Annotated in this window: 22 protein-coding genes and 1 tRNA gene; 10 read left to right on the top strand and 13 right to left on the bottom strand. The window is 72.9% G+C overall.

Annotated features, from left to right (window positions below):
* The first annotated feature begins 43 nt into the window (after nucleotides 1–43).
* Complete coding sequence (locus tag ACWD3O_RS02520; protein ID WP_451414615.1) at nucleotides 44–1063, top strand: SAM-dependent methyltransferase; 1020 nt, start codon at nucleotides 44–46, stop codon at nucleotides 1061–1063.
* 70 nt (nucleotides 1064–1133) lie between these two features.
* Here the strand turns inward: ACWD3O_RS02520 and ACWD3O_RS02515 are convergent, their stop codons facing one another.
* Both ACWD3O_RS02515 and ACWD3O_RS02510 read right to left on the bottom strand, forming a co-directional pair.
* Nucleotides 1134–2285 carry an NADH-quinone oxidoreductase subunit D gene (locus tag ACWD3O_RS02515; RefSeq protein ID WP_451409746.1) on the bottom strand — a complete coding sequence of 384 codons (1152 nt, stop codon included), beginning with the start codon at nucleotides 2283–2285 and terminating at the stop codon, nucleotides 1134–1136.
* A 163-nt stretch (nucleotides 2286–2448) separates the two neighbouring features.
* Nucleotides 2449–3921, bottom strand: coding sequence for a hypothetical protein (locus ACWD3O_RS02510; RefSeq protein WP_451414614.1), 1473 nt, complete (start codon nucleotides 3919–3921; stop codon nucleotides 2449–2451).
* Between the two features lie 276 nt (nucleotides 3922–4197).
* On the opposite strand from ACWD3O_RS02510, the gene folP reads away from it, so the two are divergent.
* From folP to ACWD3O_RS02485, 5 genes are all read left to right on the top strand, one after another.
* A complete protein-coding gene (gene folP, locus ACWD3O_RS02505) occupies nucleotides 4198–5058 on the top strand; it encodes a dihydropteroate synthase (RefSeq protein ID WP_451414613.1) in 861 nt (286 codons plus the stop codon).
* A 4-nt stretch (nucleotides 5059–5062) separates the two neighbouring features.
* Complete coding sequence (locus ACWD3O_RS02500; protein ID WP_451409743.1) at nucleotides 5063–5575, top strand: nuclear transport factor 2 family protein; 513 nt, start codon at nucleotides 5063–5065, stop codon at nucleotides 5573–5575.
* A gap of 175 nt (nucleotides 5576–5750) precedes the next feature.
* On the top strand, nucleotides 5751–6110 hold the full coding sequence (folB, locus tag ACWD3O_RS02495) for a dihydroneopterin aldolase (protein ID WP_451409742.1): 360 nt from the start codon (nucleotides 5751–5753) through the stop codon (nucleotides 6108–6110).
* A complete protein-coding gene (folK, locus tag ACWD3O_RS02490) occupies nucleotides 6107–6718 on the top strand; it encodes a 2-amino-4-hydroxy-6-hydroxymethyldihydropteridine diphosphokinase (protein WP_451414612.1) in 612 nt (203 codons plus the stop codon). The genes folB and folK overlap by 4 nt, the downstream gene beginning before the upstream one ends.
* Nucleotides 6719–6732: 14 nt before the next feature.
* A complete protein-coding gene (locus ACWD3O_RS02485; protein WP_451409740.1) occupies nucleotides 6733–7197 on the top strand; it encodes a DUF3180 domain-containing protein in 465 nt (154 codons plus the stop codon).
* Between the two features lie 95 nt (nucleotides 7198–7292).
* Here the strand turns inward: ACWD3O_RS02485 and folE are convergent, their stop codons facing one another.
* From folE to dacB, 6 genes are all read right to left on the bottom strand, one after another.
* On the bottom strand, nucleotides 7293–7898 hold the full coding sequence (folE, locus tag ACWD3O_RS02480) for a GTP cyclohydrolase I FolE (RefSeq protein WP_451409739.1): 606 nt from the start codon (nucleotides 7896–7898) through the stop codon (nucleotides 7293–7295).
* 186 nt (nucleotides 7899–8084) lie between these two features.
* Complete coding sequence (gene ftsH, locus ACWD3O_RS02475; protein ID WP_451414611.1) at nucleotides 8085–10130, bottom strand: ATP-dependent zinc metalloprotease FtsH; 2046 nt, start codon at nucleotides 10128–10130, stop codon at nucleotides 8085–8087.
* A gap of 228 nt (nucleotides 10131–10358) precedes the next feature.
* Nucleotides 10359–10919: a hypoxanthine phosphoribosyltransferase gene (hpt, locus tag ACWD3O_RS02470; RefSeq protein WP_166022099.1), complete on the bottom strand. Its 561-nt coding sequence runs from the start codon at nucleotides 10917–10919 to the stop codon at nucleotides 10359–10361.
* A gap of 109 nt (nucleotides 10920–11028) precedes the next feature.
* A complete protein-coding gene (gene tilS, locus ACWD3O_RS02465; protein WP_451409737.1) occupies nucleotides 11029–12123 on the bottom strand; it encodes a tRNA lysidine(34) synthetase TilS in 1095 nt (364 codons plus the stop codon).
* A 208-nt stretch (nucleotides 12124–12331) separates the two neighbouring features.
* On the bottom strand, nucleotides 12332–13465 hold the full coding sequence (locus ACWD3O_RS02460; protein ID WP_451414610.1) for a zinc-dependent metalloprotease: 1134 nt from the start codon (nucleotides 13463–13465) through the stop codon (nucleotides 12332–12334).
* Between the two features lie 85 nt (nucleotides 13466–13550).
* Entirely contained in the window at nucleotides 13551–15152 is a 1602-nt protein-coding gene (gene dacB, locus ACWD3O_RS02455) for a D-alanyl-D-alanine carboxypeptidase/D-alanyl-D-alanine endopeptidase (RefSeq protein WP_451414647.1), read from the bottom strand.
* A gap of 111 nt (nucleotides 15153–15263) precedes the next feature.
* Between dacB and ACWD3O_RS02450 the strand changes: the two genes are divergently transcribed.
* Complete coding sequence (locus ACWD3O_RS02450) at nucleotides 15264–15755, top strand: inorganic diphosphatase (protein ID WP_166025094.1); 492 nt, start codon at nucleotides 15264–15266, stop codon at nucleotides 15753–15755.
* Between the two features lie 131 nt (nucleotides 15756–15886).
* Entirely contained in the window at nucleotides 15887–17551 is a 1665-nt protein-coding gene (locus tag ACWD3O_RS02445; RefSeq protein WP_451409734.1) for a threonine/serine ThrE exporter family protein, read from the top strand.
* A 129-nt stretch (nucleotides 17552–17680) separates the two neighbouring features.
* Here the strand turns inward: ACWD3O_RS02445 and ACWD3O_RS02440 are convergent, their stop codons facing one another.
* Complete coding sequence (locus tag ACWD3O_RS02440; protein ID WP_451409733.1) at nucleotides 17681–18796, bottom strand: DedA family protein; 1116 nt, start codon at nucleotides 18794–18796, stop codon at nucleotides 17681–17683.
* A 175-nt stretch (nucleotides 18797–18971) separates the two neighbouring features.
* A complete protein-coding gene (locus tag ACWD3O_RS02435; RefSeq protein ID WP_451409732.1) occupies nucleotides 18972–19829 on the bottom strand; it encodes a helix-turn-helix domain-containing protein in 858 nt (285 codons plus the stop codon).
* 340 nt (nucleotides 19830–20169) lie between these two features.
* On the opposite strand from ACWD3O_RS02435, the gene ACWD3O_RS02430 reads away from it, so the two are divergent.
* Nucleotides 20170–20676 (top strand): ATP-binding protein, encoded by a 507-nt coding sequence (locus ACWD3O_RS02430; RefSeq protein WP_451409731.1) that lies wholly within the window; start codon nucleotides 20170–20172, stop codon nucleotides 20674–20676.
* 92 nt (nucleotides 20677–20768) lie between these two features.
* Here ACWD3O_RS02430 and ACWD3O_RS02425 read toward each other — a convergent pair whose 3' ends face one another.
* Nucleotides 20769–21083, bottom strand: coding sequence for a DUF397 domain-containing protein (locus ACWD3O_RS02425; protein ID WP_451409730.1), 315 nt, complete (start codon nucleotides 21081–21083; stop codon nucleotides 20769–20771).
* Between the two features lie 279 nt (nucleotides 21084–21362).
* Nucleotides 21363–22625, bottom strand: coding sequence for a DUF2786 domain-containing protein (locus tag ACWD3O_RS02420; RefSeq protein ID WP_451409729.1), 1263 nt, complete (start codon nucleotides 22623–22625; stop codon nucleotides 21363–21365).
* A 98-nt stretch (nucleotides 22626–22723) separates the two neighbouring features.
* Here ACWD3O_RS02420 and ACWD3O_RS02415 point away from each other — a divergent pair, with 98 nt between their 5' ends.
* Nucleotides 22724–24397, top strand: a complete 1674-nt coding sequence (locus ACWD3O_RS02415; protein ID WP_451414609.1) for a bifunctional 3'-5' exonuclease/DNA polymerase — start codon at nucleotides 22724–22726, stop codon at nucleotides 24395–24397.
* Between the two features lie 113 nt (nucleotides 24398–24510).
* Here ACWD3O_RS02415 and ACWD3O_RS02410 read toward each other — a convergent pair.
* Nucleotides 24511–24584, bottom strand: a tRNA-Thr gene (locus ACWD3O_RS02410).
* Nucleotides 24585–24663: the final 79 nt, after the last annotated feature.

The raw sequence follows: 24663 nt of genomic DNA, 5'->3' as shown, positions 1-24663 counted from the left end.
GACCCGCTCGGCCGGGAAGCCCTCCGCCCCCTAGCCTTGCGGCGTGGACGAGGCGGAACGGCGGACGGACGACGCGCGCGGATGGCGGGAGGCCGCCCAGCAGGCGCTGTACGGCCCCGGCGGCTTCTACCGGCGATCCGAGGGCCCCGCGGGCCACTTCCGCACCTCGGTGCACGCCTCCCCGCTCTTCGCCGCCGCCGTCGCCCGGCTGCTGTGCCGGGTGGACGAGGCACTGGGCCGCCCCGACGGCCTGGCCTTCGTGGACATGGCCGCCGGCCGGGGCGAGCTGGCCGCCGGGGTGTTGGCCGCGCTGCCGCCCGAGGTGGCCGCCCGGACCCGGGTGTACGCCGTGGAGGTGGCGGACCGCCCCGCGGATCTCCGGGAGGGGATCGAGTGGCTGGACGTCCCGCCGCGGGGCGTGCGCGGGCTGCTGTTCGCCAACGAGTGGCTGGACAACGTGCCGGTCGACGTGGCGGCGACCGACGAGGACGGCGTGCCGCGCCGGGTCCTGGTGCGCCCGGACGGCACCGAGGTCCTCGGGGAGCCGGTCGCCGGCGAGGACGCCGCCTGGCTGGAGCACTGGTGGCCCCTGGCGCCCGAGGAGGGGCTGCGCGCCGAGATCGGCCTGCCCCGCGACCGGGCGTGGGCGGACGCGGTCGCCTCCCTGGACCAAGGCCTCGCGGTGGCCGTGGACTACGCCCACACGGTCGGCGCCCGCCCTCCGTTCGGCACGCTCACCGGCTTCCTCGAGGGCCGCGAGGTCGCGCCCGTCCCGGACGGCAGCCGCGACCTCACCGCCCACGTGGCCCTGGACTCCTGCCTGCTGCCCGGCGGCCGTCTGCTCTCCCAGCGGGAGGCGCTGCGGGCCCTGGGCGTCACCGGGGCCCGGCCGGCGCTGGCGACGGCTTCCACCGACCCGGCCGGATACCTCCGCGCGCTGGCCTCGGCGTCCGAGGCCGCGGAACTCACCGCCAGCGGCGGGCTGGGGGACTTCACCTGGCTGCTCCAGCCGGTCGGTCTCCTGGAGCGGCGGGCCGGTCTCCTGGACCCCTCGGCCTGCTGACGCGGGCGCAGCGGCCCGGCCCGCGGGACCGGTGCCGCTACTCGTCGACTACGTGTCGATTACTCGTCGACTACTTGTCGATGTCCCCGACCACGAAGAAGAGCGAGCCGAGGATCGCCACCATGTCGGCCACCAGCGTGCCCGGCAGCAGCTCGGCGAGCGCCTGGATGTTGTTGTACGACGCCGACCGCAGCTTCAGCCGGTACGGCGTCTTCTCCCCGCGCGAGACCAGGTAGTAGCCGTTGAGGCCGAGCGGGTTCTCGGTCCAGGCGTAGGTGTGGCCCTCCGGCGCCTTCAGCACCTTCGGCAGCCGCTGGTTGACCGGCCCCGGCGGCAGCTCGGCCAGCCGGTCCAGGCAGGCGTCGGCCAGGGCGAGCGAGTTGTGGGTCTGCTCCAGCAGGCACTCGAAGCGGGCCAGGCAGTCCCCCTCCTGACGGGTGACCACCTTCAGCACGTCGCCGAGCTCCCCGTACGCCAGGTACGGCTCGTCGCGGCGCAGGTCGAAGTCGACCCCGGAGGCGCGGGCGATCGGCCCGCTCACCCCGTAGGCGTGCACCGCCTCCGCGCTCAGCACCCCCACCCCGCGGGTTCGGCCGCGGAAGATCTCGTTGCCCAGCACCAGGTCGTCGAAGACGTCCATCCGGGACCGCGCGGCAGCGATCACGGAGCGGACCCGGTCCGTCCAGCCGAGGGGCAGGTCCTCCTTGAGGCCGCCGACCCGGTTGAACATGTAGTGGATGCGCCCGCCGGAGACCTCCTCCATGACGCGCTGGAGGTCCTCGCGCTCGCGGAAGGCGTAGAACATCGGGGTGATGCCGCCGAGTTCCAGCGGATAGGAGCCGAGGAACATCAGGTGGTTCAGCACCCGGTTGAGCTCGGCGAGCAGGGTGCGGATCCACACCGCCCGGTCCGGGACCTCCATGCCGAGCATCCGCTCGACCGCGATCACCACACCCAGCTCGTTGGAGAACGCCGAGAGCCAGTCGTGACGGTTCGCCAGCATGATGATCTGCCGGTAGTCGCGGGCCTCGAAGAGCTTCTCCGCGCCGCGGTGCATGTACCCGATCACCGGCTCGGCACCGGTGATCCGCTCCCCGTCCAGCACCAGGCGCAGGCGCAGTACCCCGTGCGTGGAGGGGTGCTGGGGGCCGATGTTGAGCACCATGTCGGTGGTCTCGGCGGCGGCGCCGATGCCGACCGTGGTCTGCGTCGTGGACGTCATGGCTTCAGTCTGGCCTACCGCGAGGGCACGGCGACGGGGCAGGGCGGCAACGGGGCGGCCGGGCCGGCAGCGGGCGGGCCCGGACGGCCCCGGGGCGGGCGGCCACCAGGCGGCCACCGCGCGCCCGCCGTCCGGTCCTCTCCGGCACCGCGCGCCCGGCGGGTCAGGAGGCCGCGTGCAGGTCGTCGTCCTGCGCGTCGACGTCGATCACCCGGCCGACGTCGGCCCGCTGCGAGGACGCGATCACCGGCTGCGCGGGGGCGGGCGGCGGCGCCTGCTCCATGTACGGCCGCGCGAGCGGAGGCTGCGGGACCGCGGGCCGGGGAAGAGGCGCCGGCGAGGGGGCGGGGGCGGGGGTGAGGTCCTGCGGGAGGTGGTCCTCCGCACGGTCCGTCCGCTGGGTGCCGAAGAAGTCGAAGCCCCCCTCGGTCGCCGGACGGCGCGCGGCGGGGGTCGCGGGGACGACGGCGACGGCGGTGGGCACGGTGAAGTGCCCGCCCGCGGGACGGGCCGACGTGGCCGGCGCCGCGCCGGTGGCCTGGGCGTCGCCCGGCTCACCCGGCGCCTGCCGGCCGTGGTCCCCGGCGTCCGCACCGCCCTCGGCGTCCGCGGGGTGTCCGACCTCCGGGGCGTCCGCGACAGCGGCGGCACCCACACCCGCGTACGGGTCGGCGGGCGTCCCGACGTGCACCGGGCCCGTCCCGAGGGCCTGCTCGCCCTCCCAGCCCCCGTCCGTACCACCCGTGACGTCCCCGGCGCCGGAACCCACGGCTTCCAGGGGCCCCGAGGCCCCCGCGGGCTCACCGTCGGCAGCCGCCCGGGCGCCGCCGAGCTCCTCCGCACCGTCCAGGCCGAGCTCCACGGCACCCGGGCCGGCCGCAACGTCCTCCGCGACCTCGCCCTCGGCGCCGATCGCACCCCCGACGCCGACACCGACACCGGCACCGGCACCGTCCGCCGCGGCCCCGGCCCCGGCCCCGACGAACTCCAGGTCCTCCGCCCGCTCGGCCTCCTCCAGGACGGCGTCCTCGGCCACGGCGGCGTCCTCCGCAGCCACAGCGGCGTCCTCGGCCAAGGCGGCGTCCTCGGCCAGGACCACGCCCTCGGCCGCGCGCCGTTCCACCGCCTCCAGCGCCCGCTGCGCCTGGCGGAACAGCGTCCCGCCCTCCGCCGAGAAGGGCCGCACCGGCTCCGGTGCCGGGGCGGGACCGAGCGCCGGGGCCTCCCGCACCGGGGGCAGCTCCCGCACCGGGGCCGCCGCCTCGATCTCCAGCCGGCGCCTGCCCTCGAGCGCGCTGGCCCGCTCCGTCTCCGCCGTGGCGTACCGCCGCAGCAGCGCCGCGTGCTCGTTGCGCAGTGCCGCGAGTTCGGCCCGCTTGGACCGCAGCCGCTGCTCCAGCTTGAGCCGGAGCTCCCGGCCCTCCTCGAGGTCCGCCTCCAGCTCGGCCACGCGCTCCTCGTGCTGCCACTCGGCGCCGGCCTTCGCCCGCTTCAGCTCGGCGACGTTCAGACCGGCGGCCGCGTCCCAGCGACGGAGGGTCACCGCCGCGGCCACGCCGACCCCCGCGGCGACCGCGGTCGTCAGCCTCAGCAGCAGCGGTTCGACGACGAACCACGGGACCACGGCACAGACCACGGAGACAGCAGCGAACGCCGACGGAGGCAGGAGCCTGTGCAGAGGCGGGGAATGGCGATGACGTCCTCGTGGCATGGCCAGAAACTTACCGCGCGTAGGCGGTCGAAGAAGCTCGGGAAGGCAAAATCGGCGCCCGCTTTCCGTCCGGACATTCCCGTTTCTTGATCAATTCGGTGGAGAGCCCGCCGCCCATCCCCATTTGCGCCTCCGGGGGCCCGGCCCGGGGACGCTTGCCCGGGGTCGGCGGGGTCCTCCCCGGACGCCTAGGCTGGTCGCATGAGCGAGAAGTGCGTACGCGGCCACGTGGCGGGCCTTCCGGCGTGGGACCGCTGCGCGGTCATGGGCGTGGTCAACGTGACCCCGGACTCCTTCTCCGACGGCGGCCGGTGGTTCGACACCACCGCGGCGATCAAGCGCGGCCTGGACCTGGCCTCGCAGGGCGCCGACCTGGTCGACGTCGGCGGCGAGTCCACCCGCCCGGGAGCCACCCGCGTCGACGAGGACGAGGAACTGCGCCGGGTGGTCCCGGTCGTCCAGGGTCTGGCCTCGGAAGGGGTCGTCGTCTCGGTCGACACGATGCGCGCCTCGGTCGCGGAGCGGGCGCTGGCCGCGGGCGCGCTCATGGTCAACGACGTCAGCGCCGGCCTCGCCGACCCGGCGATGATCCCCACGGTCGCCGCCGCGGGCGCGCCCTTCGTGGTGATGCACTGGCGCGGCCTGCTGGAGGGCGCCAACATCCCCGGCCGCTACACCGACGTGGTCCGTGAGGTCGTCGACGAGATCGGCGCCCGGGTGGACGCCGCCGTGGCGGGCGGCATCGACCCCGAGCGGATCGTGGTCGACCCCGGACTCGGCTTCTCCAAGGGAGCCGACGACGACCTCGCCCTGCTCGCCCACCTGGACCGGCTCTTCGGACTGGGCCGGCCCGTCCTGGTCGCCGCCTCCCGCAAGCGTTTCCTGGGTCAGGTGCTGGCGGGCGCCGACGGGACCCCGCCGCCCGCCCGGGAGCGCGACGCCGCCACCGCCGCCGTCTCGATGCTCGCCGCCCGGCACGGGGCCTGGGCCGTGCGCGTCCACGAGGTGCGGGCCTCGGCCGACGCGGTGCGCGTCGCCGCCGCCGTCGAGAGGGCCGGTTGATCGTATGAGCACCGCGCACACCGACGTGGAGCAGGTCGAGCTCGCCAACACCGCCTTCTACGAGGCGATCGAGCGGGGCGACTTCGACGAGGTCTCCGCCCTCTGGCTCTCCCCCGCCGACCTCGGCGTCGACGAGACGTACCACGACCCGGCGGAGACCGGGGTGATCTCCTGCGTCCACCCCGGCTGGCCGGCCCTCACCGGCCGCGGCGAGGTGCTGCGGTCGTACGCCCTGATCATGGCGAACACGGACTACATCCAGTTCTTCCTGACCGACGTGCACGTGTCGGTCACCGGCGACACGGCGGTGGTCACCTGCACCGAGAACATCCTCAGCGGCGGCCCGCCCCCGGAGACGGGCGACGACCCGGGCCCGCTGGTCGGGCAGCTGGTGGTGGCGACCAACGTGTTCCGCCGCACCCCCGCCGGCTGGAAGCTGTGGTCCCACCACGCCTCCCCGGTCCTCACCGAGTCCGACGACGACGAGGAGCCGGAGGAACCCGACATTCCGGTGTGACTCCGCCACCTGCGGTTGAGGTCGCACGGCACGGGGTAGAGGCCGTCTCCGGCTGGTCCTTGGCCCCCCGACGAGGAGGAACGTCGCCGCCCACGGGTAGATTCGGTGAAGTGGGCGCCCTCGCGCACCCGGCGCGGAACCAGCCTTTCCCCCCATGACTGCAGGAGTGATCGTTGTGGATCGTGTCGCGCTTCGCGGCCTCAAGGGCTTCGGCCACCACGGCGTGTTCCCCGAGGAGCGCGAGACGGGCCAGACCTTCGTCGTGGACGTCGTACTCGGGCTCGACACCCGTCCCGCCGCCGCCGACGACGACCTGACCAAGACGGTCCACTACGGCATCCTCGCCGAGGAGGTCGTCGCGGTCGTCGAGGGCGAGCCGGTCGACCTGATCGAGACGCTCGCCGAGCGCATCGCCGGCACCTGCCTCGCCAACGACCTGGTCCAGGAGGTCGAGGTGTGCGTCCACAAGCCGGGCGCGCCCGTGACCGTGCCGTTCGACGACGTGACCGTCACCATCAACCGGAGCCGTGCATGACCCCCTCGCGTTTCCCCGGGGCGCCCGACCCCACGGTCCAGCCGGTACCGGTGTCCGTCGTCGAGACGGTGGACGCCGCGGACTCCACGCTCTCCAACCCCCGGTGGGCCGTCCTGTCGGTCGGATCCAACCTCGGGAACCGGATGGAGAACCTGCAGGGCGCCGTGGACGCGCTCGAGGACACCCCGGGCATCCGCATCAAGGCGGTCTCCCCCGTCTACGAGACGGCCCCCTGGGGCGTCGAGCCGGGCAGCCAGCCGAACTACCTGAACGCGGTCGTCGTCCTGAAGACCACCCTGCCGCCGTCCGCCCTGCTGGAGCGGGCGCAGGCGGTCGAGGAGGCGTTCCACCGGACGCGCACCGACCGCTGGGCGGCCCGGACGCTCGACGTGGACATCGTCACCTACGAGGGCCGCGTGTCCGACGACCCCCTGCTCACCCTGCCGCACCCGCGCGCCCACGAGCGCGCCTTCGTGCTGGCGCCGTGGCTGGACGTGGACGGCTCCGCGGAGGTGCCCGGGCACGGACCGGTCGCCGACCTGCTGACCGTGGTCACCCGAGAAGGTGTGGTGCGCCGGGAGGACCTGGAACTCCGGCTGCCCGAATGACGTTGAGAGGCACCGTGAGAGAGCTGCGGATCAGGACCCTCGCCCTGGCGTTCGTCGCCGTCGGAGTGCTCGCCTGGGCGGGCGCCCGCCTGTGGCAGGCGTTCGGGTCGCTGCCGGGTGTGCCGGCCGCGGCTCCCTACGTGCTCGCGCTGATCGCCGTCGTGCTCCTGGGCGGAGCGCTGGTGCTGCGGGCGCGGCTCAAGGCCCAGCGGGAGCGGCGTCCGGACGCCAAGGGCGTGGACCCTCTGCTGGCCACCCGCGCGGTGGTGTTCGCCCAGTCCGCGGCCCTGGTCGCGGCGCCGGTGGCGGGACTCTACGCGGGCGTGGGCGCGTTCCTGCTGGAGTTCCTGGAGATCCCCGCGCGCCGGGACCAGGCGCTCACCGCGGGCTTCGCGGCGCTCGCCGGCATCGCGGTGATCGCCGCGGGGCTCTACCTCCAGCACGTCTGCCGGCTCCCCGAGGACGAGAACGAGGCCTGACCCCGGCCGCCCCGGCGGCGGAAGGGCGTCACGCGTACGGGGGGCGGGGAACACCCGCGCCCCCGTCCACGTGACGTGCCGGCAGGCCCGCCGTCTCAGTGGGCCATGATCAGGCTCATCGCCTCCGCGCGGGTGGCGGAGTCCCGCAGCTGCCCGCGGACCGCGGACGTTATCGTCTTCGCCCCCGGCTTGCGGATCCCGCGCATGGACATGCACATGTGCTCGCACTCCACGACCACGATGACGCCGCGCGGCTCGAGGATGTCCATCAGCGAGTCCGCGATCTGCGTGGTCATCCGCTCCTGCACCTGCGGCCTGCGCGCGTAGACGTCGACCAGCCGCGCCAGCTTGGACAGCCCGGTGATCTTGCCGGAGCTGGACGGGATGTACCCCACGTGCGCCACGCCGCGGAACGGCACCAGGTGGTGCTCGCAGGTCGAGTAGACCTCGATGTCCTTGACCAGCACCATCTCGTCGTGGCCGAGGTCGAACGTGGTGGTCAGCACGTCCTCCGGCTCCTGCCAGAGGCCGGCGAAGATCTCCTTGTAGGCCCGCGCCACCCGCGCGGGCGTCTCCCTCAGACCTTCGCGGTCAGGGTTCTCGCCGACCGCGATGAGCAGTTCCCGGACGGCGTTCTCGGCCCGCTTCTCGTCGAAGGTGCCGATCGTGCTCTCGCCGTCCAGCGTCACGGGGTCGGTCATGTGAAGTGCCTCGTTCCTCGGCCTGACTGTGCAAAGTGCTGTCGCTGTTGCTGTAGCTGTCGCTGTCGGGGCGGACGGCTGAGTCCTGATTGCCGGCTGCCGCCTGCCGACCGCGCGCAACGGCGCGCCCCCCAGGCTAGAACCTGGGGGGCGCGACCGTCATTCCGGGTGGTGCGGCGTCGTGACTCAGCTCTCAGGCCGGTCCTGGCCGCCCTCGGGACGCGGCTCCGGGGCCGGCTCGGCGGCCGTGGCGCCACCCGTGAGGGTCTTGCCGGTGGAACCGCCGTTGGCGCCGTTGGTCAGCGCCAGCTCCCGCGGGGAGAGCACCGGAGGCCGGGTGGACGGCGTGCGACGGGACGAACCCGTCCAGGCCGGCCGCGGCGGACGCTTCACGATGGGGGCGAAGATCTCGGCGATCTCCTCCTTGTTCAGCGTCTCCTTCTCCAGCAGGGCCAGCACCAGGTTGTCGAGCACGTCGCGGTTCTCGACCAGGATCTCCCAGGCCTCGTTGTGCGCGTTCTCGATGAGCTTCTTGACCTCTTCGTCGACGAGCGCGGCGATCTCCTCGGAGTAGTCGCGCTGGTGCGCCATCTCCCGGCCGAGGAACGGCTCGGTGTTGTCGCCGCCGAACTTGATCGCGCCGAGGCGCTCGGTCATGCCGTACTGGGTGACCATCGCGCGGGCCACACCGGTGGCCTTCTCGATGTCGTTGGCGGCGCCCGTGGTCGGGTCGTGGAAGACCAGTTCCTCGGCCGCCCGGCCGCCCAGCATGTAGGCGAGCTGGTCGAGCATCTCGTTGCGGGTGGTGGAGTACTTGTCCTCGTCGGGCAGGACCATGGTGTAACCCAGGGCCCGGCCGCGGCTCAGGATCGTGATCTTGTGCACCGGGTCGGAGTTCGGCGAGGCCGCCGCGACCAGGGCGTGGCCGCCCTCGTGGTACGCGGTGATCTTCTTCTCCTTGTCCGACATGATCCGGGTCCGCTTCTGCGGGCCCGCGACCACGCGGTCGATCGCCTCGTCCAGCATGTGGTTGTCGATCAGCTTCTTGTCGCTGCGGGCCGTCAGCAGGGCGGCCTCGTTCAGGACGTTCGCCAGGTCGGCACCGGTCATGCCGGGCGTGCGGCGGGCGACAGCGGTCAGGTCGACGTCGGGCGCGACCGGCTTGCCCTTCTGGTGGACCTTGAGGATCTCCAGACGGCCCTGCATGTCGGGGCGGTCGACGGCGATCTGCCGGTCGAAGCGGCCCGGACGCAGCAGCGCCGGGTCGAGGATGTCCGGGCGGTTGGTGGCGGCGATCAGGATGACGCCGCCCTTGACGTCGAAGCCGTCCATCTCGACGAGCAGCTGGTTCAGCGTCTGCTCGCGCTCGTCGTGCCCGCCGCCGAGGCCGGCGCCGCGGTGGCGGCCGACCGCGTCGATCTCGTCGACGAAGACGATGGCCGGCGCGTTCGCCTTGGCCTGCTCGAACAGGTCACGGACACGGGAGGCGCCGACACCGACGAACATCTCGACGAAGTCGGAACCCGAGATCGAGTAGAACGGCACGCCCGCCTCGCCCGCGACGGCGCGGGCCAGCAGGGTCTTGCCGGTGCCGGGCGGGCCGTAGAGCAGCACGCCCTTGGGGATCTTGGCGCCGACCGCCTGGAACTTCGCGGGCTCCTGCAGGAACTCCTTGATCTCGTGGAGTTCCTCCACCGCCTCCTCGGAGCCGGCGACGTCCGCGAAGGTCGTCTTGGGGGTGTCCTTGGTGATCAGCTTGGCCTTGGACTTCCCGAAGTTCATGACCCGGGAGCCGCCGCCCTGCATCTGGTTCATCAGGAAGAGGAAGACCAGGACCAGCAGGAGGAACGGCAGCAGGGACAGCAGGAAGCCGAGGAACGGGTTGGTCTTCGACGGCGACACCGTGTAGCCGTCGGGGATCTTCTTCTCTTCGAACTTCGCCTGCAGCGTCTCGGCCAGGGCGACGCCCTGGTTGCCGATGTAGCTGGCCTGGATCTTGGAGGCCTTCTCGACCTCCTGACCCTTCTTGAGTTCGACCTTGATCGTCTGCTCGTCACCGGTGGTGAGCTGGGCCGACTGCACCCGGTCGTCGTTGATCGCCTGAACGACCTTGCCGGTGTCCACCGTCTCGTAACCGCCGGAGCGGCCGACGACCGTCATCAACACGACCACGGCAAGGACGGCCAGCACGATCCACATGACCGGCCCACGGAAGTATCGCTTCACGTCCATCCATACGGAGCGATGCCGCCCCGTCCCTCCTGCCATCGTGAGATTTGATTGAAAGGCTGTTCTTCGGACGGTACCCCAGCTTTGCCCACCGAAGCGGTCTGGGACGGCCGACGATCCGCCTACGGATACTCCAACGGCCCGCGAGCGCCGGTGGTTCCCGGCCGCCACGACCGGGCCCGGCGGTTGCTCCGGGTGGCCGCCGCGGCCGGACCCGGCGCTCCGCGGGGGTCAGCCGCCGTAGACGTGGGGCGCGAGCGTCCCGACGAACGGCAGGTTGCGGTACTTCTCCGCGTAGTCCAGGCCGTAGCCGACGACGAACTCGTTGGGGATGTCGAAACCGACCCACTCGACGTCGATGGCGACCTTGGCCGCCTCCGGCTTGCGCAGCAGCGTGCACACCTTGAGGGAGGCCGGCTCGCGGCCGCCCAGGTTCGAGATCAGCCAGGAGAGCGTGAGCCCGGAGTCGATGATGTCCTCGACGATCAGGACGTGGCGGCCCTTGATGTCCGTGTCGAGGTCCTTGAGGATCCGCACGACGCCCGAGGACTTGGTGCCGGCGCCGTAGGACGACACCGCCATCCAGTCCATGGTGACGGGGGTGGACAACGCCCGGGCGAGGTCCGCCATGACCATCACGGCGCCCTTGAGGACACCGACGATCAGCAGGTCCTTGCCCGCGTACTCCTCGTCGATCTTCGCTGCCAGCTCGGCCAGCTTGGCGTCGATCTCTTCCTTGGTGATGAGCACCTGCTGGAGATCGGCGCCCATGTCTTTCGCGTCCACCCGCATCACTTTCGGTCGTCCCGCTGGAATGGCCGCGCCAGCCGCGCGGCGCGGCTCGCGCACAGGCCGTGCGGCCCGGCCCGGTCCCCGAGGGGCGCCGGGCGAGGTCCGGTGGTCAGCCCTGCCGGATCACCAGTCTGCCACCCTGCCGTCGGGCGACGACGCGACCGGGCAGGTTGATGGCTCCCTGGCCCCTCCAACCGGTGATCAGCCGGTCGATCTCCTCGATGTGCCGGGCGAAGAGGGAACCCGCCGGGGCCCCCGCCTCGATGGCCGCGCGGCGCAGGACGCGGCGGCGCACCGCGGGCGGCAGGGTGTGCAGCTTGGCGCACTCGAGGTAGCCGGAGTCGTCGCGGACGGCGGACTCGGCCTGGCCGGCCCAGGCGTCCAGGGCGTCGGCGTCGTCACGCGAGAGCTGGGCCGTGCGGGCGAGCGCCTCGACGACGCCCTTGCCCAGCGCCTTCTCCAGCGCGGGCAGGCCCTCGTGGCGCAGCCGGGAGCGGGTGTACGAGGGGTCGGTGTTGTGCGGGTCGTCCCAGACGGGGATCGACTGGGCCATGCAGGCCTTGCGCGCGGTCTGCCGGTCGAGGGCGAGGAAGGGGCGCCGGTAGCGGCCGCCGGCCCCCGAGATCGCGGCCATCCCGGAGAGCGAGCGGATGCCGGAGCCGCGGGCGAGGCCGAGCAGCACCGTCTCGGCCTGGTCGTCGCGGGTGTGGCCGAGGAGGACGGCGGCGGCGCCGAGCCGTTCGGCGGCGGCGTCCAGCGCGGCGTACCGGGCGTCCCGGGCAGCGGCCTCGGGACCGCCCTCGCGGCCGACCGTCACCGCGACCGACTCGCAGGGGTCGAGGCCGAGCTCGCGCAGGCGCTGCACCACCTCGGCGGCGCGCTCGCCGGAACCGGACTGCAGGCCGTGGTCGACGGTCACGCCGCCCGCCCGGACTCCCAGTTTGGGTGCCTCGAAGGCGAGCGCCGAGGCGAGCGCCATGGAGTCGGCGCCGCCGGAACAGGCGACCAGCACCAGGGGGCCGGGGCCCCCTCCGGGGGCGGCGGCCGGCGCGGGCACCGTGCGGGGGGCGGGGGCGGCGTCGTGGGACCCAGCGGCGCCGACGGCACGGGCGGGGGCCAACGTCGAGCCGTGCTCGGAGAGGATGTCGTTGAGGACGCGGCGGACCGCCAGGCGTATCGCCGCGACCGCAGGATGGGGACCCATTGTCCGGTTCCCTTCATGAAGTTGTTCGGGGAAGCCGACCCGGAGGACGGTCACACAGAGTGTGTTGATGGTGACAGAAACAGGTCGGTATCCGAGCATCGCACGCCTGCCTGGGGAACACGGTCCCTCGGAAGGGTGATTGATCGGGCGTAGCCCTGCCGCCAACCGGACGCCGTTGTTCCATATTCGGTCACCAGCCGCGCCTGCGTCAGCCCCCGTCGCGCTGCGAGCCGTGCACCCGGGCCACCCAGTCGGCCGGGGCGTGGATCTCGGCCGGGGTCGGCAGGGTGTTGGGCGAGGTCCAGGCGCGGTTGAACCCGTCCATGCCGACCTGCTCGACGACCGCCCGCACGAAGCGCTCCCCGTCCCGGTACTGGCGCAGCTTGGCGTCCAGGCCGAGCAGCTTGCGCAGCATCAGGTCCAGCCGCGACGCCCCCTTGGCGCGGCGCTGCTGGAACTTCTCGCGGATCTCCGCGACGGAGCCGACCACCTCGGGCCCGACGCCGTCCATGACGTAGTCCGCGTGCCCCTCCAGCAGCGACATGACGGCGGTGATCCGGCCGAGGATCTCGCGCTGGGCGGGGGTCTGCACCAGTTCGACCAGCGACCGCTCCTCGCCGCCCTCCCGTTCCGCCTCGCCGCGGCCGGTGACCATGGCCTGGGCCGCGTCGCGGATCCGCTCCAGCAGCTGGCCGGGGTCGACGTCGGTCGCGGCGAGGAAGGTCTGGATCTCGCCCCGCAGGTGGTCCCGCAGCCACGGAACGGCGGAGAACTGGGTGCGGTGGGTCTCCTCGTGCAGACAGACCCAGAGCCGGAAGTCCGAGGGGTCGACCTGCAGTTCGCGCTCCACCTGGACGATGTTCGGCGCGACCAGGAGGAGCCGGCCGCCGCCGTTGTCGCCGCCGGGCAGCTCGCTGGTGGCGGGCGCGAAGGTCTCGTACTGGCCGAGCACCCGGGAGGCCAGGAAGGAGAGCAGCACGCCGAGTTCCACCCCGGTGACCTTGCCGCCCAGCGCACCCATCACGGCGGCTCCGGGCTTGCCGGCCCTGCGGTCCTCCATCTTCCCGAGCAGCGGACGGAGGATCTCCCGGAAGCCCGCCACGTTGGCCTTGGCCCACCCGGGCCGGTCGACGACCAGCACGGGGGTGTCGTGCACCGCGTCCCCGCCCATCCGGGTGAAGGCCCGGACGTGTTGCTCCGAGGCCTTCGCGTGCCGGCGCAGCTCGGCCACGACGGCCCTCGCCTCCTCGCGGCCGACCTCCGGGCCCGGCCGTGCCAGCCGCGCTGCGGTCGCCACCGCGAGATCCCAGTCGACCATCTCCGTACCACGGAAGCTCGTCATGCCGTCAACGGTACGGGAGCGCACGCCCGTGCGTAGGGTGCCGACGGCCGGTTCCCTGACGCCGCCGCTCCCTGGCGCCGGGTGCTCAGCCGCGGCAGCCGCAGGCGGCGACCGTGGCGGCCAGGCGGTCGAGGGCCGACTCGGCCGGTTCCTTCGCCGGGGTGCCTTCCGCCAGGAAGGCGAAGGCGAGCAGCCTGCCCTCGGCGTCGACGGCCGTCCCGGCGAGGGTGTTGACGCCGGTGAGGGTGCCGGTCTTGGCGCGCACCAGCCCGGCCGCCAGGTCGTCGGCGGCGCGCTCGGTCAGGGTGCCGGTGAACCCGGCGACCGGCAGGCCGGTCAGGACCGGGCGCAGGCCCGGCCGTTCGGGGTCGGCGGCCAGCGTGAGCAGCCGGGTGAGGGCGCGGGCGCTGAGCCGGTCCCCGCGTCCCAGCCCGCTGCCGTCGGCGAACCGCACGCCGTCCAGCGGAACGCCGAGCCGCTTCAGTTCGGCGTGGATGGCGGCCCCGCCGCCGGCGAAGCTGCTCTCCCGCCCGGACGACAGGGCGGTGTGACGGGCCAGCGCCTCGGCGATGTCGTTGTCGCTGTTGGTCATCATGCGCTCGACCTGTGCGGCCAGCGGCGCGGAGCGGACCTGGGCCACCGTGTCGGCCTTCTTCGCGGCCTTCCCCGGGGTGGGGGCGCCGGCGCGGATCCCCTTCTCCTCCAGCAGGTCGGCGAAGACCCCGGCGGCGTGCGCGGCGGGGTCCGCGACGCGGGGGGCCGGGCCGTGGTCGGAGTCGTCGGCGCGGCCTTCGTCGACCATCAGGGCGGTGACCGGAGAAATATTCGGGTTGACCCCGATGGGGTGAATCCGGCTGCCCTTGAAGAGGGAGGCGTCGTACCGGAGGGCGACCTCCTCGATCCCCTCGCGCTCCAGCGCGGCGGCGGTCAGCGAGGCCAGCTCCCGCATGCTCGCCCAGCCGCCGGGCTTCTCACGGGCCGTCAGGGTCGGATCGCCCCCGCCGACCAGCACCAGCTCCGGAACGCCCTTGTTCTTCCCGTCGCCCTCGTTCTTCGCGTCGCCCTCGGTCTTCGCGTCGCCCTTCCCGCCGTCGCCCTTCCCGGTGGCAGAACGCAGCACGGCGCGGGTGGTGAACCGGTGGTCGGGTCCCATGGCGGAGAGGGCGGCGACACCGGTGGCGATCTTGGTGGTCGAGGCGGGGAGCAGCGCGGTGCCCGCGCCGCGCTCGAAGAGCGTCCGTCCGGTGGCCACGTCCACCACCGCCGCGGACCGGCGGGAGCCCAGCGCGGGGTCGTCGAGCAGCGGGCCGAGGACGCGTTCCAGGGCGGCACCGGTGGGCAGCGTGCCGGACGCGGCGCCCGCCTCGCCCGCCGCCCTGCCGTCCGGAGCCTCGCCCAGCCCGGCGAGCACCGTCGCCGCACCGACCGCCGGCTCGGCCTCGCCGGCCGCCCGCGCGTCCCCCTTCGCGCCGGCGCCCGCGGCGCCCGCGGCGGGCTGTTCACCCCCCAGTGCCACCGCGCGGACCCGTTCGGCCGTACGCTGACCGCTGGAGTCCCAGGGACCGGCGGCCGTCACCACCCCGGCGGCCAGCAGGGCCCCGGAGACGGCGGCGCACACCGTGTACCGCCCGACCGGGTCGGACCAGCGCGCCAACGTTCGGGCACCTCGTGCGAACACCGGCCCCACGCGCCGCTGTTCCCCCGGCTCCGCCACAACGACCACCCCTTTCGCCAGCACCCACCTGCGTAGGGGACACTTAACCACCAGAACTATGTGCTGATCATGGAGGAGCCACCGGTGGAGTTCGACGTCACGATCGAGATTCCGAAGGGTTCGCGCAACAAGTACGAGGTGGACCACGAGACCGGTCGTATTCGCCTGGACCGGCGACTCTTCACCTCGACGATGTACCCGGCCGACTACGGGTTCGTCGAGAACACCCTCGGCGAGGACGGCGACCCGCTGGACGCCCTCGTCATCCTGGAGGAGCCGACCTTTCCCGGCTGCCTGATCCGCTGCCGCGCGATCGGCATGTTCCGGATGACGGACGAGGCCGGCGGCGACGACAAGCTGCTGTGCGTCCCCGCGTCCGACCCGCGCGTGGAGCACCTGCGCGACATCCAGAACGTGTCGGAGTTCGACCGCCTGGAGATCCAGCACTTCTTCGAGGTCTACAAGGACCTCGAGCCCGGCAAGTCCGTCGAGGGCGCCGACTGGGTCGGCCGCGCCGAGGCCGAGGCCGAGATCGAGCGCTCCTACACGCGCTTCAAGGAGCAGGGCGGTCACTGACCGCCGTTCCGCCCGGCGCCCGGGCGGACCACGGGGCCGCGTCAACCCCCAGGGGTGGCGCGGCCCTGCTGTGTTCACGGCCGCCTACCCTGGGTACGCGGCACACCGATCATGATCTGCCGGGAGCGAGGGTGACCGACGCGGAGGACCGCAAACCCCAGAGCGACGAGGCGAGGAGCGCTTTCGCACCTCCGCCGGGAGTCGTCGCGATGCCGCCGCCGGTGGACAACGAGTCGTCGACGACCTCGGAATTCGCCGTCCCGCAGGGTCTGCTCCCACCGGAACCGCCGCCCTCGGAGCGGACCGAGGGTTCCGCGTTCCGGCCGCCGTCCGGCACCACCGGCCAGCATCCGCTGCCGCCCGCCTTCACCCCGGCCGCGGGCATCCCCGCGGTCCGGCTGACCCGGGACGTGCCCTGGCAGGACCGGATGCGCACCATGCTGCGGATGCCGGTCATGGACCGTCCGGCGCCGGAGAACGTGCACCGCGAGGAGGACGAGACCCGCCCGGCCGTGCCGCGCGTCATGGACCTCGCGCTCCGCATCGGCGAGCTGCTGCTGGCGGGCGGCGAGGGCTCGGAGGACGTCGAGGGCGCCATGTTCGCGGTCTGCCGCGCCTACGGCCTGGACCGCGTCGAGCCCAACGTCACCTTCACCCTGGTCTCCATCTCCTACCAGCCCTCGCTGGTGGAGCCGCCGGTCAGCGCCTCGCGGACGGTGCGCCGCCGCGGCACCGACTACACCCGGCTGGCCGCCGTGTTCGCGCTGGTCGACGACCTGAGCGACGCCGACGAGGACAGCCCCGTCACGCTGGAGGAGGCCTACCACCGCCTCAGCGAGATCCGGCGGAACCGGCACCCGTACCCCACCTGGGTGCTCACGGTCTCCGCCGGGCTGCTGGCCGGCGCGGCCTCCGTGCTGGTCGGCGGTGGCCCGCTGGTGTTCCTGGCGGCCGCCGTCGGCGCGATGCTCGGCGACCGGCTGGCCTGGCTGTGCGCCGCGCGCGGGCTGCCGGAGTTCTACCAGTTCGTGGTCGCCGCGATGCCACCGGCCGCGATGGGCGTCGCCCTGACCCTCGCCCACGCCGACGTCCGGGCCTCCGCGGTGATCACCGGTGGACTGTTCGCGCTGCTGCCCGGGCGCGCCCTGGTGGCGGGCGTCCAGGACGGGCTGACGGGCTTCTACATCACCGCCTCGGCCCGCCTGCTGGAGGTCATGTACTTCTTCGTGGGCATCGTGACCGGTGTGCTGATCATCCTGTACTTCGGTGTTCAGCTCGGCGCCCAGCTCAACCCGGACGCGTCGCTCGCGGTCACCGAACGTCCGGTGACGCAGATCTTCGCCTCGATGCTGCTGTCGCTGACCTTCGCGGTGCTGCTGCAGCAGGAGCGGTCGACGGTGCTGCTGGTGACCCTCAACGGCGGCGTCGCCTGGGTGGTGTACGGCGCGATGCACTACGCGGGCGGGCTCTCCCCGGTCGCCTCGACGGCGGTCGCGGCGGGGCTGGTGGGCCTCTTCGGGCAGTTGCTCTCGCGTTATCGGTTCGCCTCGGCGCTGCCGTACACCACGGCGGCGATCGGGCCGCTGCTGCCGGGTTCGTCGACGTACTTCGGTCTGCTGGGGTTCGCACAGAACAACATCGACCGCGGCGCCGCCTCACTGAGCCAGGCGGCGGCGCTGGCCATCGCGATCGCCATCGGGGTGAACCTGGGGTCGGAGATCTCCCGGCTGTTCCTCCGCCTCCCGGGCGAGGCGGCCGAGCGCCGCAAGGCCGCGAAGCGGACCCGCGGCTTCTGAGCCGCCTTCCGCCCCGCCTTCCGCGCCACCGTCCGCCCCGCTGCCTGAGCCGCCGCGGGGGTGCGGCACGCGGCACGGCCCCGCGCGGGCCGCTGCGGCGGCACGGGCGGGGCCGGGTGCCCGGTGCGGTCAGCCCTGGGGGTGCTGGGGGTAGCCCTGGCCCTGCGGCGGCTGGGGCCCGCCGTAGGGCTGCTGCTGGTGCTGCGGCTGGGGCTGCTGGTGCTGGTGCGGTTGAGGCTGGTGCTGCTGCGGCTGCTGGCCGTAGTGGCCGCCGCCGTACCCGCCGCCGTAGGGCTGCTGCTCGGGCGTGCCCCCGTACGGCTGCTGGTGGCCGTAGGAGTCGTAGCCCTGCTGCGGGTACTGCGGCTGGGCCTGCGGCTGCTGGTGCGGCTGCCCGTACTGCCCGCCCCCGTACGGCTGCTGCTGGTGCTGCTGGTGCTGAGGCTGCTGGGGCTGGTGGTGCTGCTGATGCTGGGGCTGGTGGTGCTGCTGGTGCTGGGGGTGCCCGGCCGCCTCCGGACGCAGCCGCAGCGGGCGCGTCGCGTCGTCCATCACCGGGTACCCGGCGTCCTGCGGAGCGGCGCCGCCGTGCGGGCCTTCACCCTCGCCGTCCCGGCCGCTCTTGCCCTTGTTGCGCCGTGCCTTGAGGAGCTCGAAGACGATCGGCAGCACGGAGATCAGGACGATCAGGATCAGGATCGCCTCGATGTTCTCCTTGACGAAGTCGATCCGGCCCAGCCAGGAGCCCAGCAGCGTCACACCAGCGCCCCACAGGATGCCGCCGACGATGTTGTAGGTCAGGAAGGACCGGTACCGCATGCCGCTGACGCCGGCGATGATCGGCGTGAACGTGCGCACGATCGGCACGAAGCGGGCCAGCACCAGCGACTTCGGACCGTACTTCTCGAAGAACTCGTGGGCCTTCGTGACGTTCTCCTGCTTGAAGAAGCGGGAGTCCGGGCGGCTGAAGAGCGCGGGGCCGACCTTCTTGCCGAACATGTAGCCCACCTGGTCACCGACGATCGCCGCCAGGCAGATCAGCGCGATGGCACCCCACAGCGGGACGTCGAGCGTGCCGGAGCTGATCAGCATGCCCGCGGTGAAGAGGAGCGAGTCGCCCGGGAGGAAGAACCCGAAGAAGAGCCCGGACTCGGCGAAGACGATGAGCAGCAGACCCGCGAAGCCGAACGAGTTCAGCAAGTAGTCGGGGTCCAGCCAACTCGGTCCCAGGGCAAGAGTCGTCACGGTTCCGGGCTCCAGAGTGGTGAGGGGGAATGACGGCGCGGTTTTCGGACTACCGCACAAAGCTACCAACGCCGTGTCACGACCCCGGGTTCCACCGTGGCGCACCAGGGTCGGGCTCATCCGCCCGGCCCTGCGCCTCCACCCGCCGCGGTGACCGTGCTCGGGCGGCCACTCCTCAGGACAGCTGCAGCAGACCTCGCAGGATGTCCCGGCTCTCCTCCGGGCCCGGGCTGTCGCGGAACAGCTCGTCGATGGCCCGCTCGTACTGGACCACGTCCTCGCGCTTGTCCAGGTAGAGGGCGCTGGTGAGCTGCTCCAGGTAGACGACGTCCGAGAGGTCGGACTCGGGGAAGCTGAGGATGGTGAAGGCCCCGCTCTCGCCGGCGTGGCCGCCGAAGCCGAAGGGCATCACCTGGAGGCGCACGTTGGGCCACTCGGAGATCTCGATCAGGTGCTGCAGCTGTCCGCGCATCACCTCCCGGCCGCCGTACGGGCGCCGCAGGGCCGCCTCGTCGAGGACTATCCGGAACTCCGGGGCGTGCTCGGAGACGAGGTACTTCTGGCGCTCCAGCCGCAGCGCCACCCGGCGGTCCACCTCGGCCGGGGAGTGGGCCAGGCCCCGCGAGACGACGGCGTGGGCGTAGTCCTCGGTCTGGAGCAGACCGTGCACGAACTGGACCTCGTAGCCGCGGATCATGGAGGCGGCGCCCTCCAGACCGACGTAGGTGGGGAACCAGTGCGGCAGGACGTCGGTGTAGCTGTGCCACCATCCGGCCGTGTTGGCCTCCTTGACCAGCGAGAGCAACGCGCCGCGCTCCGCCTCGTCCTCGACGCCGTAGAGCGTCAGCAGGTCCTCCACGTCACGCGCCTTGAAGCTCACCCGCCCCAACTCCATGCGGCTGATCTTCGACTCGGACGCCCGGATCGAGTAGCCCGCCGCCTCCCGCGTGACCCCCCGCGCCTCCCGAAGCCGCCTCAGATGCGAGCCGAGCAGCATCCTCCGCACCACCGATCCCGACTCTCCCGCGCTCATGTCAGCCACCCTCCCCGGCCGGTCCCCTGCGAAAGTCTGCCACCAAATCACTCCGAGCTGTACTCGTTCGGTTACGGAAAGGGAAACTCGATGGCCGGTCCGCGACCCCCCGAGGCCGGATGATGCCTCGTGGGCGGCCGAAACTGAACCCTCCGGGAGCCTTCCGGCGGCTGGAAGCCAACGTGCGGATGGCAGAAAAAATGACCAAGAAACGGTACGGCGCAGCGTATTTCAGACGCGTGCACGTGCATCTGCCCTTGCATCTGCTGGTCGCATCCGAAAACATGGGCTGCGCACCACCGCCATATCGCCGCGACCGCGAATCCGGGGAGTGCCTCGCATGGGGACGAATGGATCGACCATGCTCGAGCCGCTACGGCAGGGCCTTCCCCCGATCGACCCCTCGGCCGTCTCCAACGCGGCGACCTGCGCCCTCCCCGCCCGGTACGACGCCGTCCGCGAGGCCCGCAAATTCACCCGCGGCACTCTGGGCCAGTGGGACATAGGGGACCGCTTCGACGACGTCTGCCTGGTGGTGTCCGAACTCGTCACCAACGCCCTGCGCCACGCCCTGCCGGCCGACCCGGCACGCCGTCCCGAGCAGGACCCCCCGGTACGGCTGCACCTGATGCGCTGGTCCGAGAGACTGGTGTGCGCGGTACGGGACCCCAGTCACCACTCCCCCGCCCCCCGGGACCCCGAGAACTCCGACGACTGCGACGCGGAGTCCGGACGGGGGCTCTTCCTTGTGGAGTCCTTCAGCGACGGGTGGGGATGGCACCCCGTCACCGGGGCGCTGGACGGCAAGGTCGTCTGGGCGCTCTTCCGCCTGCCCGCGAAGGGCTGAGGCCGCCGGCCGCCACGGCGGGTCCGGGCAGGGGTGGTTTCCCGGTTCCCGCACTGCCTGCCGGTACGGGGGCCGACTCCCACTGGTGCGGGTCAGCCCACGATCAGGTGATCGAACTCGCCGTCCTTGATCCCCAGCAGCATCGCCTCGATCTCGGCACGCGTGTAGACCAGCGCCGGACCGTCCGGGAACCGCGAGTTGCGGACCGCCACCTCTCCACCCGGCAGCCGGGCGAACTCCACACAGGAGCCCTGGGAGTTGCTGTGCCGGCTCTTCTGCCACGCGACGCCCTCCAGCAGGGTGGCCGCCATGCCGTTGTGCACCCGGGTCGGCCCCGGCACCGCCGGACGTGCCGAAGGACCTGAGGACTCGTCAAGGTCGTACCCGTCGTACACGTCGTGATCCACAGGTAGCTCCCCGGTGATGCACCGGCCATGGGGTCGCGGTGCGTGGTCAACTGCTTTGGATCATAGTCATGTTCATGTGCATACGCAGGTGTGGATGCACTGGCAAATGCACCGTGCAGATGCACGTGCACGCGCGGTGTTCCTCTGGTTACAGCCCGACGGGCGGCGGAGCCGGAAACCTCCCGTCTCTCCCTGTTTTCTGTTCGTCTGCCCGGCAACTCTCCCTCCATGCACAGGACTGTCCGCACCCGGCGGCGGTTCCGCCGGCCCGCCCGGGTTCTAGCGGCCCGGCAGCCCGGGGGCACGGCCCAGCCGCGCCCTGTCGGCGGCCTCCTTGCCCTGGTTCCATCCCTCCTCGTCGGTGACCCCGCGCAGACGGGTTGTGGTGGTCCGCGGGAACAGGCGGTCCGTCTCCTCCCGCACCGCAGCCTCCCGGGAGGCGAGCACCGGCAGCAGTTCCTGCCCGGCCTGCGCCTTCGCCTCCGCAACCTGCTGACCGGCCGCCTCCGCCAGCCGTGCGCCCGTCCGGTGGGCGTAGGCGGCCAGGAAGGACTGCCGGAAGGTCTTGGTGCGGCGCCGTCCTCCGCCCTTCCCGCCGCCCTTGCGTATCGCGGCCTCGGCCTTGGTCATCGCCCCGTTCGCCTGCACCAGCAGCGAGGTGTAGAGGAGCTCGACGGCCTCCAGGTCCGGCTCGTACCCGACCACCGTGCTGAAGCAGAAGGGCTCGTTCCACACCGCCTGGCAGTTGTTGGCCCGCGCCACCGCGTCCAGCAGCACCGCCTTGGCCTGCTCGTACGGCGGCTCCACCCCGATCCGGCAGGCCCCCGGCCCACCCGCGGAGGCGCCGCGTCCGCCACCGGCGCGCCCGGCGGTGGCGAGCAGCGCCTCGTCGATGCTGTGCCGTGCCATCAGTTCCTGCGCCTTGGCGGTCAGCGCCTCGGCCTCCTCGGGGTAGCCGGTCGCCTCCGCCTTGGCGAGCAGCGCCCGGATCCGTCCGAGCATGCGCGACGCGGGTTCGGCCCGGGCGGATCCACCGGCGGCCGGCCGGGGGCCCGGATCGTCCAGCGGCTCCAGCGCGGGCAGCCGGAGCAGAAGTCGGTAGAGCTCCAGGACAACCGTCGCCCGGGTGAAACGGTCCACCCGGGCGGGTGGCGCGGGCGACAGCTCCGCCAACTGGGCCGCCCACCGCGGCCCCCTGGCCCACGGCCCGGACCGGGACCCGGCCGCGGTGCCCGCCTCGGCCTGCGCCTGCGCCTCCGCCTCGGTCCCTGCCTCGGCCTCGGCCTCGGCGAGAATCAGGTCGGAGACCAGGTGGAGGTGGTCCTCCTCGAGGTCACGCCGGACGATCCGCACGACGTCGGCGGGCTGCCAGCCCCGCCTCCAGAGGGCGGCGGTCAGCTCCCGGCCACGGCGCAGCAGTTCGGCGTCCGCGCCGGGGTCGGCCGCGAGAAGGGACGCGCCCGTGTCGAGGGCCGTGTCGGTGTCGGCGTACAGGGCGGCCGCGAAGGCACGCTCGACGGTGCCGGGGTCAGTGGTGCTCACCCCCCGATCCTGACACGGGGAACAGATCCTCCGGAAAGTTGTCCACAGGCTGTGGACAAAGAGTGGCGCTGTCGTACCCGCCTGGCAGACTCGACCGCATGACCGGCCGGTGGGCTCTCGCACCCGCCGAGGGCGGCGGCGTCGACGTCGCCCCCCTCGGGCCCGACGGCCTGCCCGTCGGGGAGGCGGTTCGTGAGCCCGGCCCCGTCGAGGCCGTCCGGTCGCGACCGGACGTCGCGCGCTGGGTGTGGCGTTCCACCGCCGAGGTCTACCCCCGCCTGCTGGCCGCGGGCATGCGGGTGGACCGGTGCTACGACGTGGAGGACGCCGAGACTCTCCTGCTGGGCCATGAGGGCCGAAGCGGCGAGCCCCGCAGCGCCGCGGCAGCGCTGGCCCGGCTGCGGGGCGGTCCGGTTCCGCCGGACCCACCGCCGCGGAACGCGGACCCACAGGCACAGGCCCCCTTGTTCGAGGCGGGCCCGGTCGACGTGCCGCTCGCCGACCTGATCGCCGTCTACGCGGAGCAGCAGCGCAGGCTCGCGGCCACCACGCATCCGGAGCGGATGGCGCTGCTGCTGGCCGCCGAGTCCGCCGGCACCCTGGTCGCCGCCGAGATGAACCGCACGGGTCTGCCCTGGCGTGCCGACGTGCACCGGGCCGTGCTGCGGGACCTGCTGGGCGAGCGCTATCCGGGCTCCGGCGAACCGCGCCGGCTGGCCGAGCTGGCCGACGAGGTGTCTGCCGCCTTCGGTCGCCGGGTACGCCCCGACCTGCCCGCCGACGTGGTCAAGGCGTTCGCCCAGGCGGGCATCCGGGTGCGTTCCACCCGGCGGGGGGAGCTGGCCGGGATCGACCATCCCGCCGTCCCGGCGTTGCTGGAGTACAAGCGGCTGTACCGCATCTGGGTGGCCCACGGCTGGTCGTGGCTCCAGGACTGGGTGCGCGACGGCAGGTTCCGGCCCGAGTTCCTGCCCGCCGGCACGGTCACCGGCCGCTGGGTCACCCACGGCGGAGGGGCCCTGCAGATCCCCAAGGTGATCCGGCGGGCGGTGGTCGCCGACCCCGGCTGGCGGCTGGTGGTCGCCGACGCCGACCAGATGGAGCCGCGGGTGCTGGCCGCGATCTCCCGGGATCCGGCCTTCATGACGGTCGCGGGCCGCGAGAGCGACCTCTACCAGGCGGTCTCCGAGCGGGCCTTCGCCGGCGACCGTGACCTGGCCAAGATCGCGGTCCTGGGCGCCATCTACGGCCAGACCTCCGGCGACGGCCTGAAGAACCTGGCGGCGCTCCGACGCCGTTTCCCCCGGGCGGTGGCCCATGTGGACGAGGCGGCCCGGGCCGGCGAGGAGGGACGCCTGGTCCGCACCTGGCTCGGGCGGACCTGTCCGCCGGTGGGCGGCCAGGAGGAGGCCGAGGAGGCCGGCATCCCGCTCTCCACGGAGGACGACGACGATGCCGGCCCCGGCCGCTCCACCTCGACGGCCCGCGCCCGGGGCAGGTTCGCCCGCAACTTCGTGGTTCAGGGCAGCGCCGCCGACTGGACCTTCCTGCTGCTCGCCGCCCTGCGCCGCCGCCTCACCGGCATGTCGGCGGAGCTGGTCTTCTTCCAGCACGACGAGGTGATCGTGCACTGCCCGGCCGAGGAGACGGAACGCGTGGCGGCCGCCATCCGCGAGAGCTCCGCCGAGGCCGCCCGCCTCACCTTCGGCGACACCCCGGTCCGCTTCCCTTTCACCACGGCGGTGGTGGAGTGCTACGCGGACGCCAAGTGACCGCGGGCGCGGGGCACCGGGACCGCCGCTCCCCCGAGCATGGCGGTCAGCATGCCTGAGACAACGCAACGCAAAAGGCCAGGTCACGCGGTACGTGACCTGGCCTTGATCGGAGCCGCTTTCGGGATTCGAACCCGAGACCTACGCATTACGAGTGCGTTGCTCTGGCCATCTGAGCTAAAGCGGCGCGTGCTGACCGCACCATGGTGCGACCCGCGACGACGGTAAGTCTACACAGTTTCCGGTGGTGCTCCGAACCGGCGATC

It is taken from the genome of Streptomyces sp. NPDC002640 (assembly GCF_053592575.1).
The sequence above is the reverse complement of the archived record's forward strand: the minus strand, read 5'-3'. Positions and strand labels throughout refer to the sequence as shown.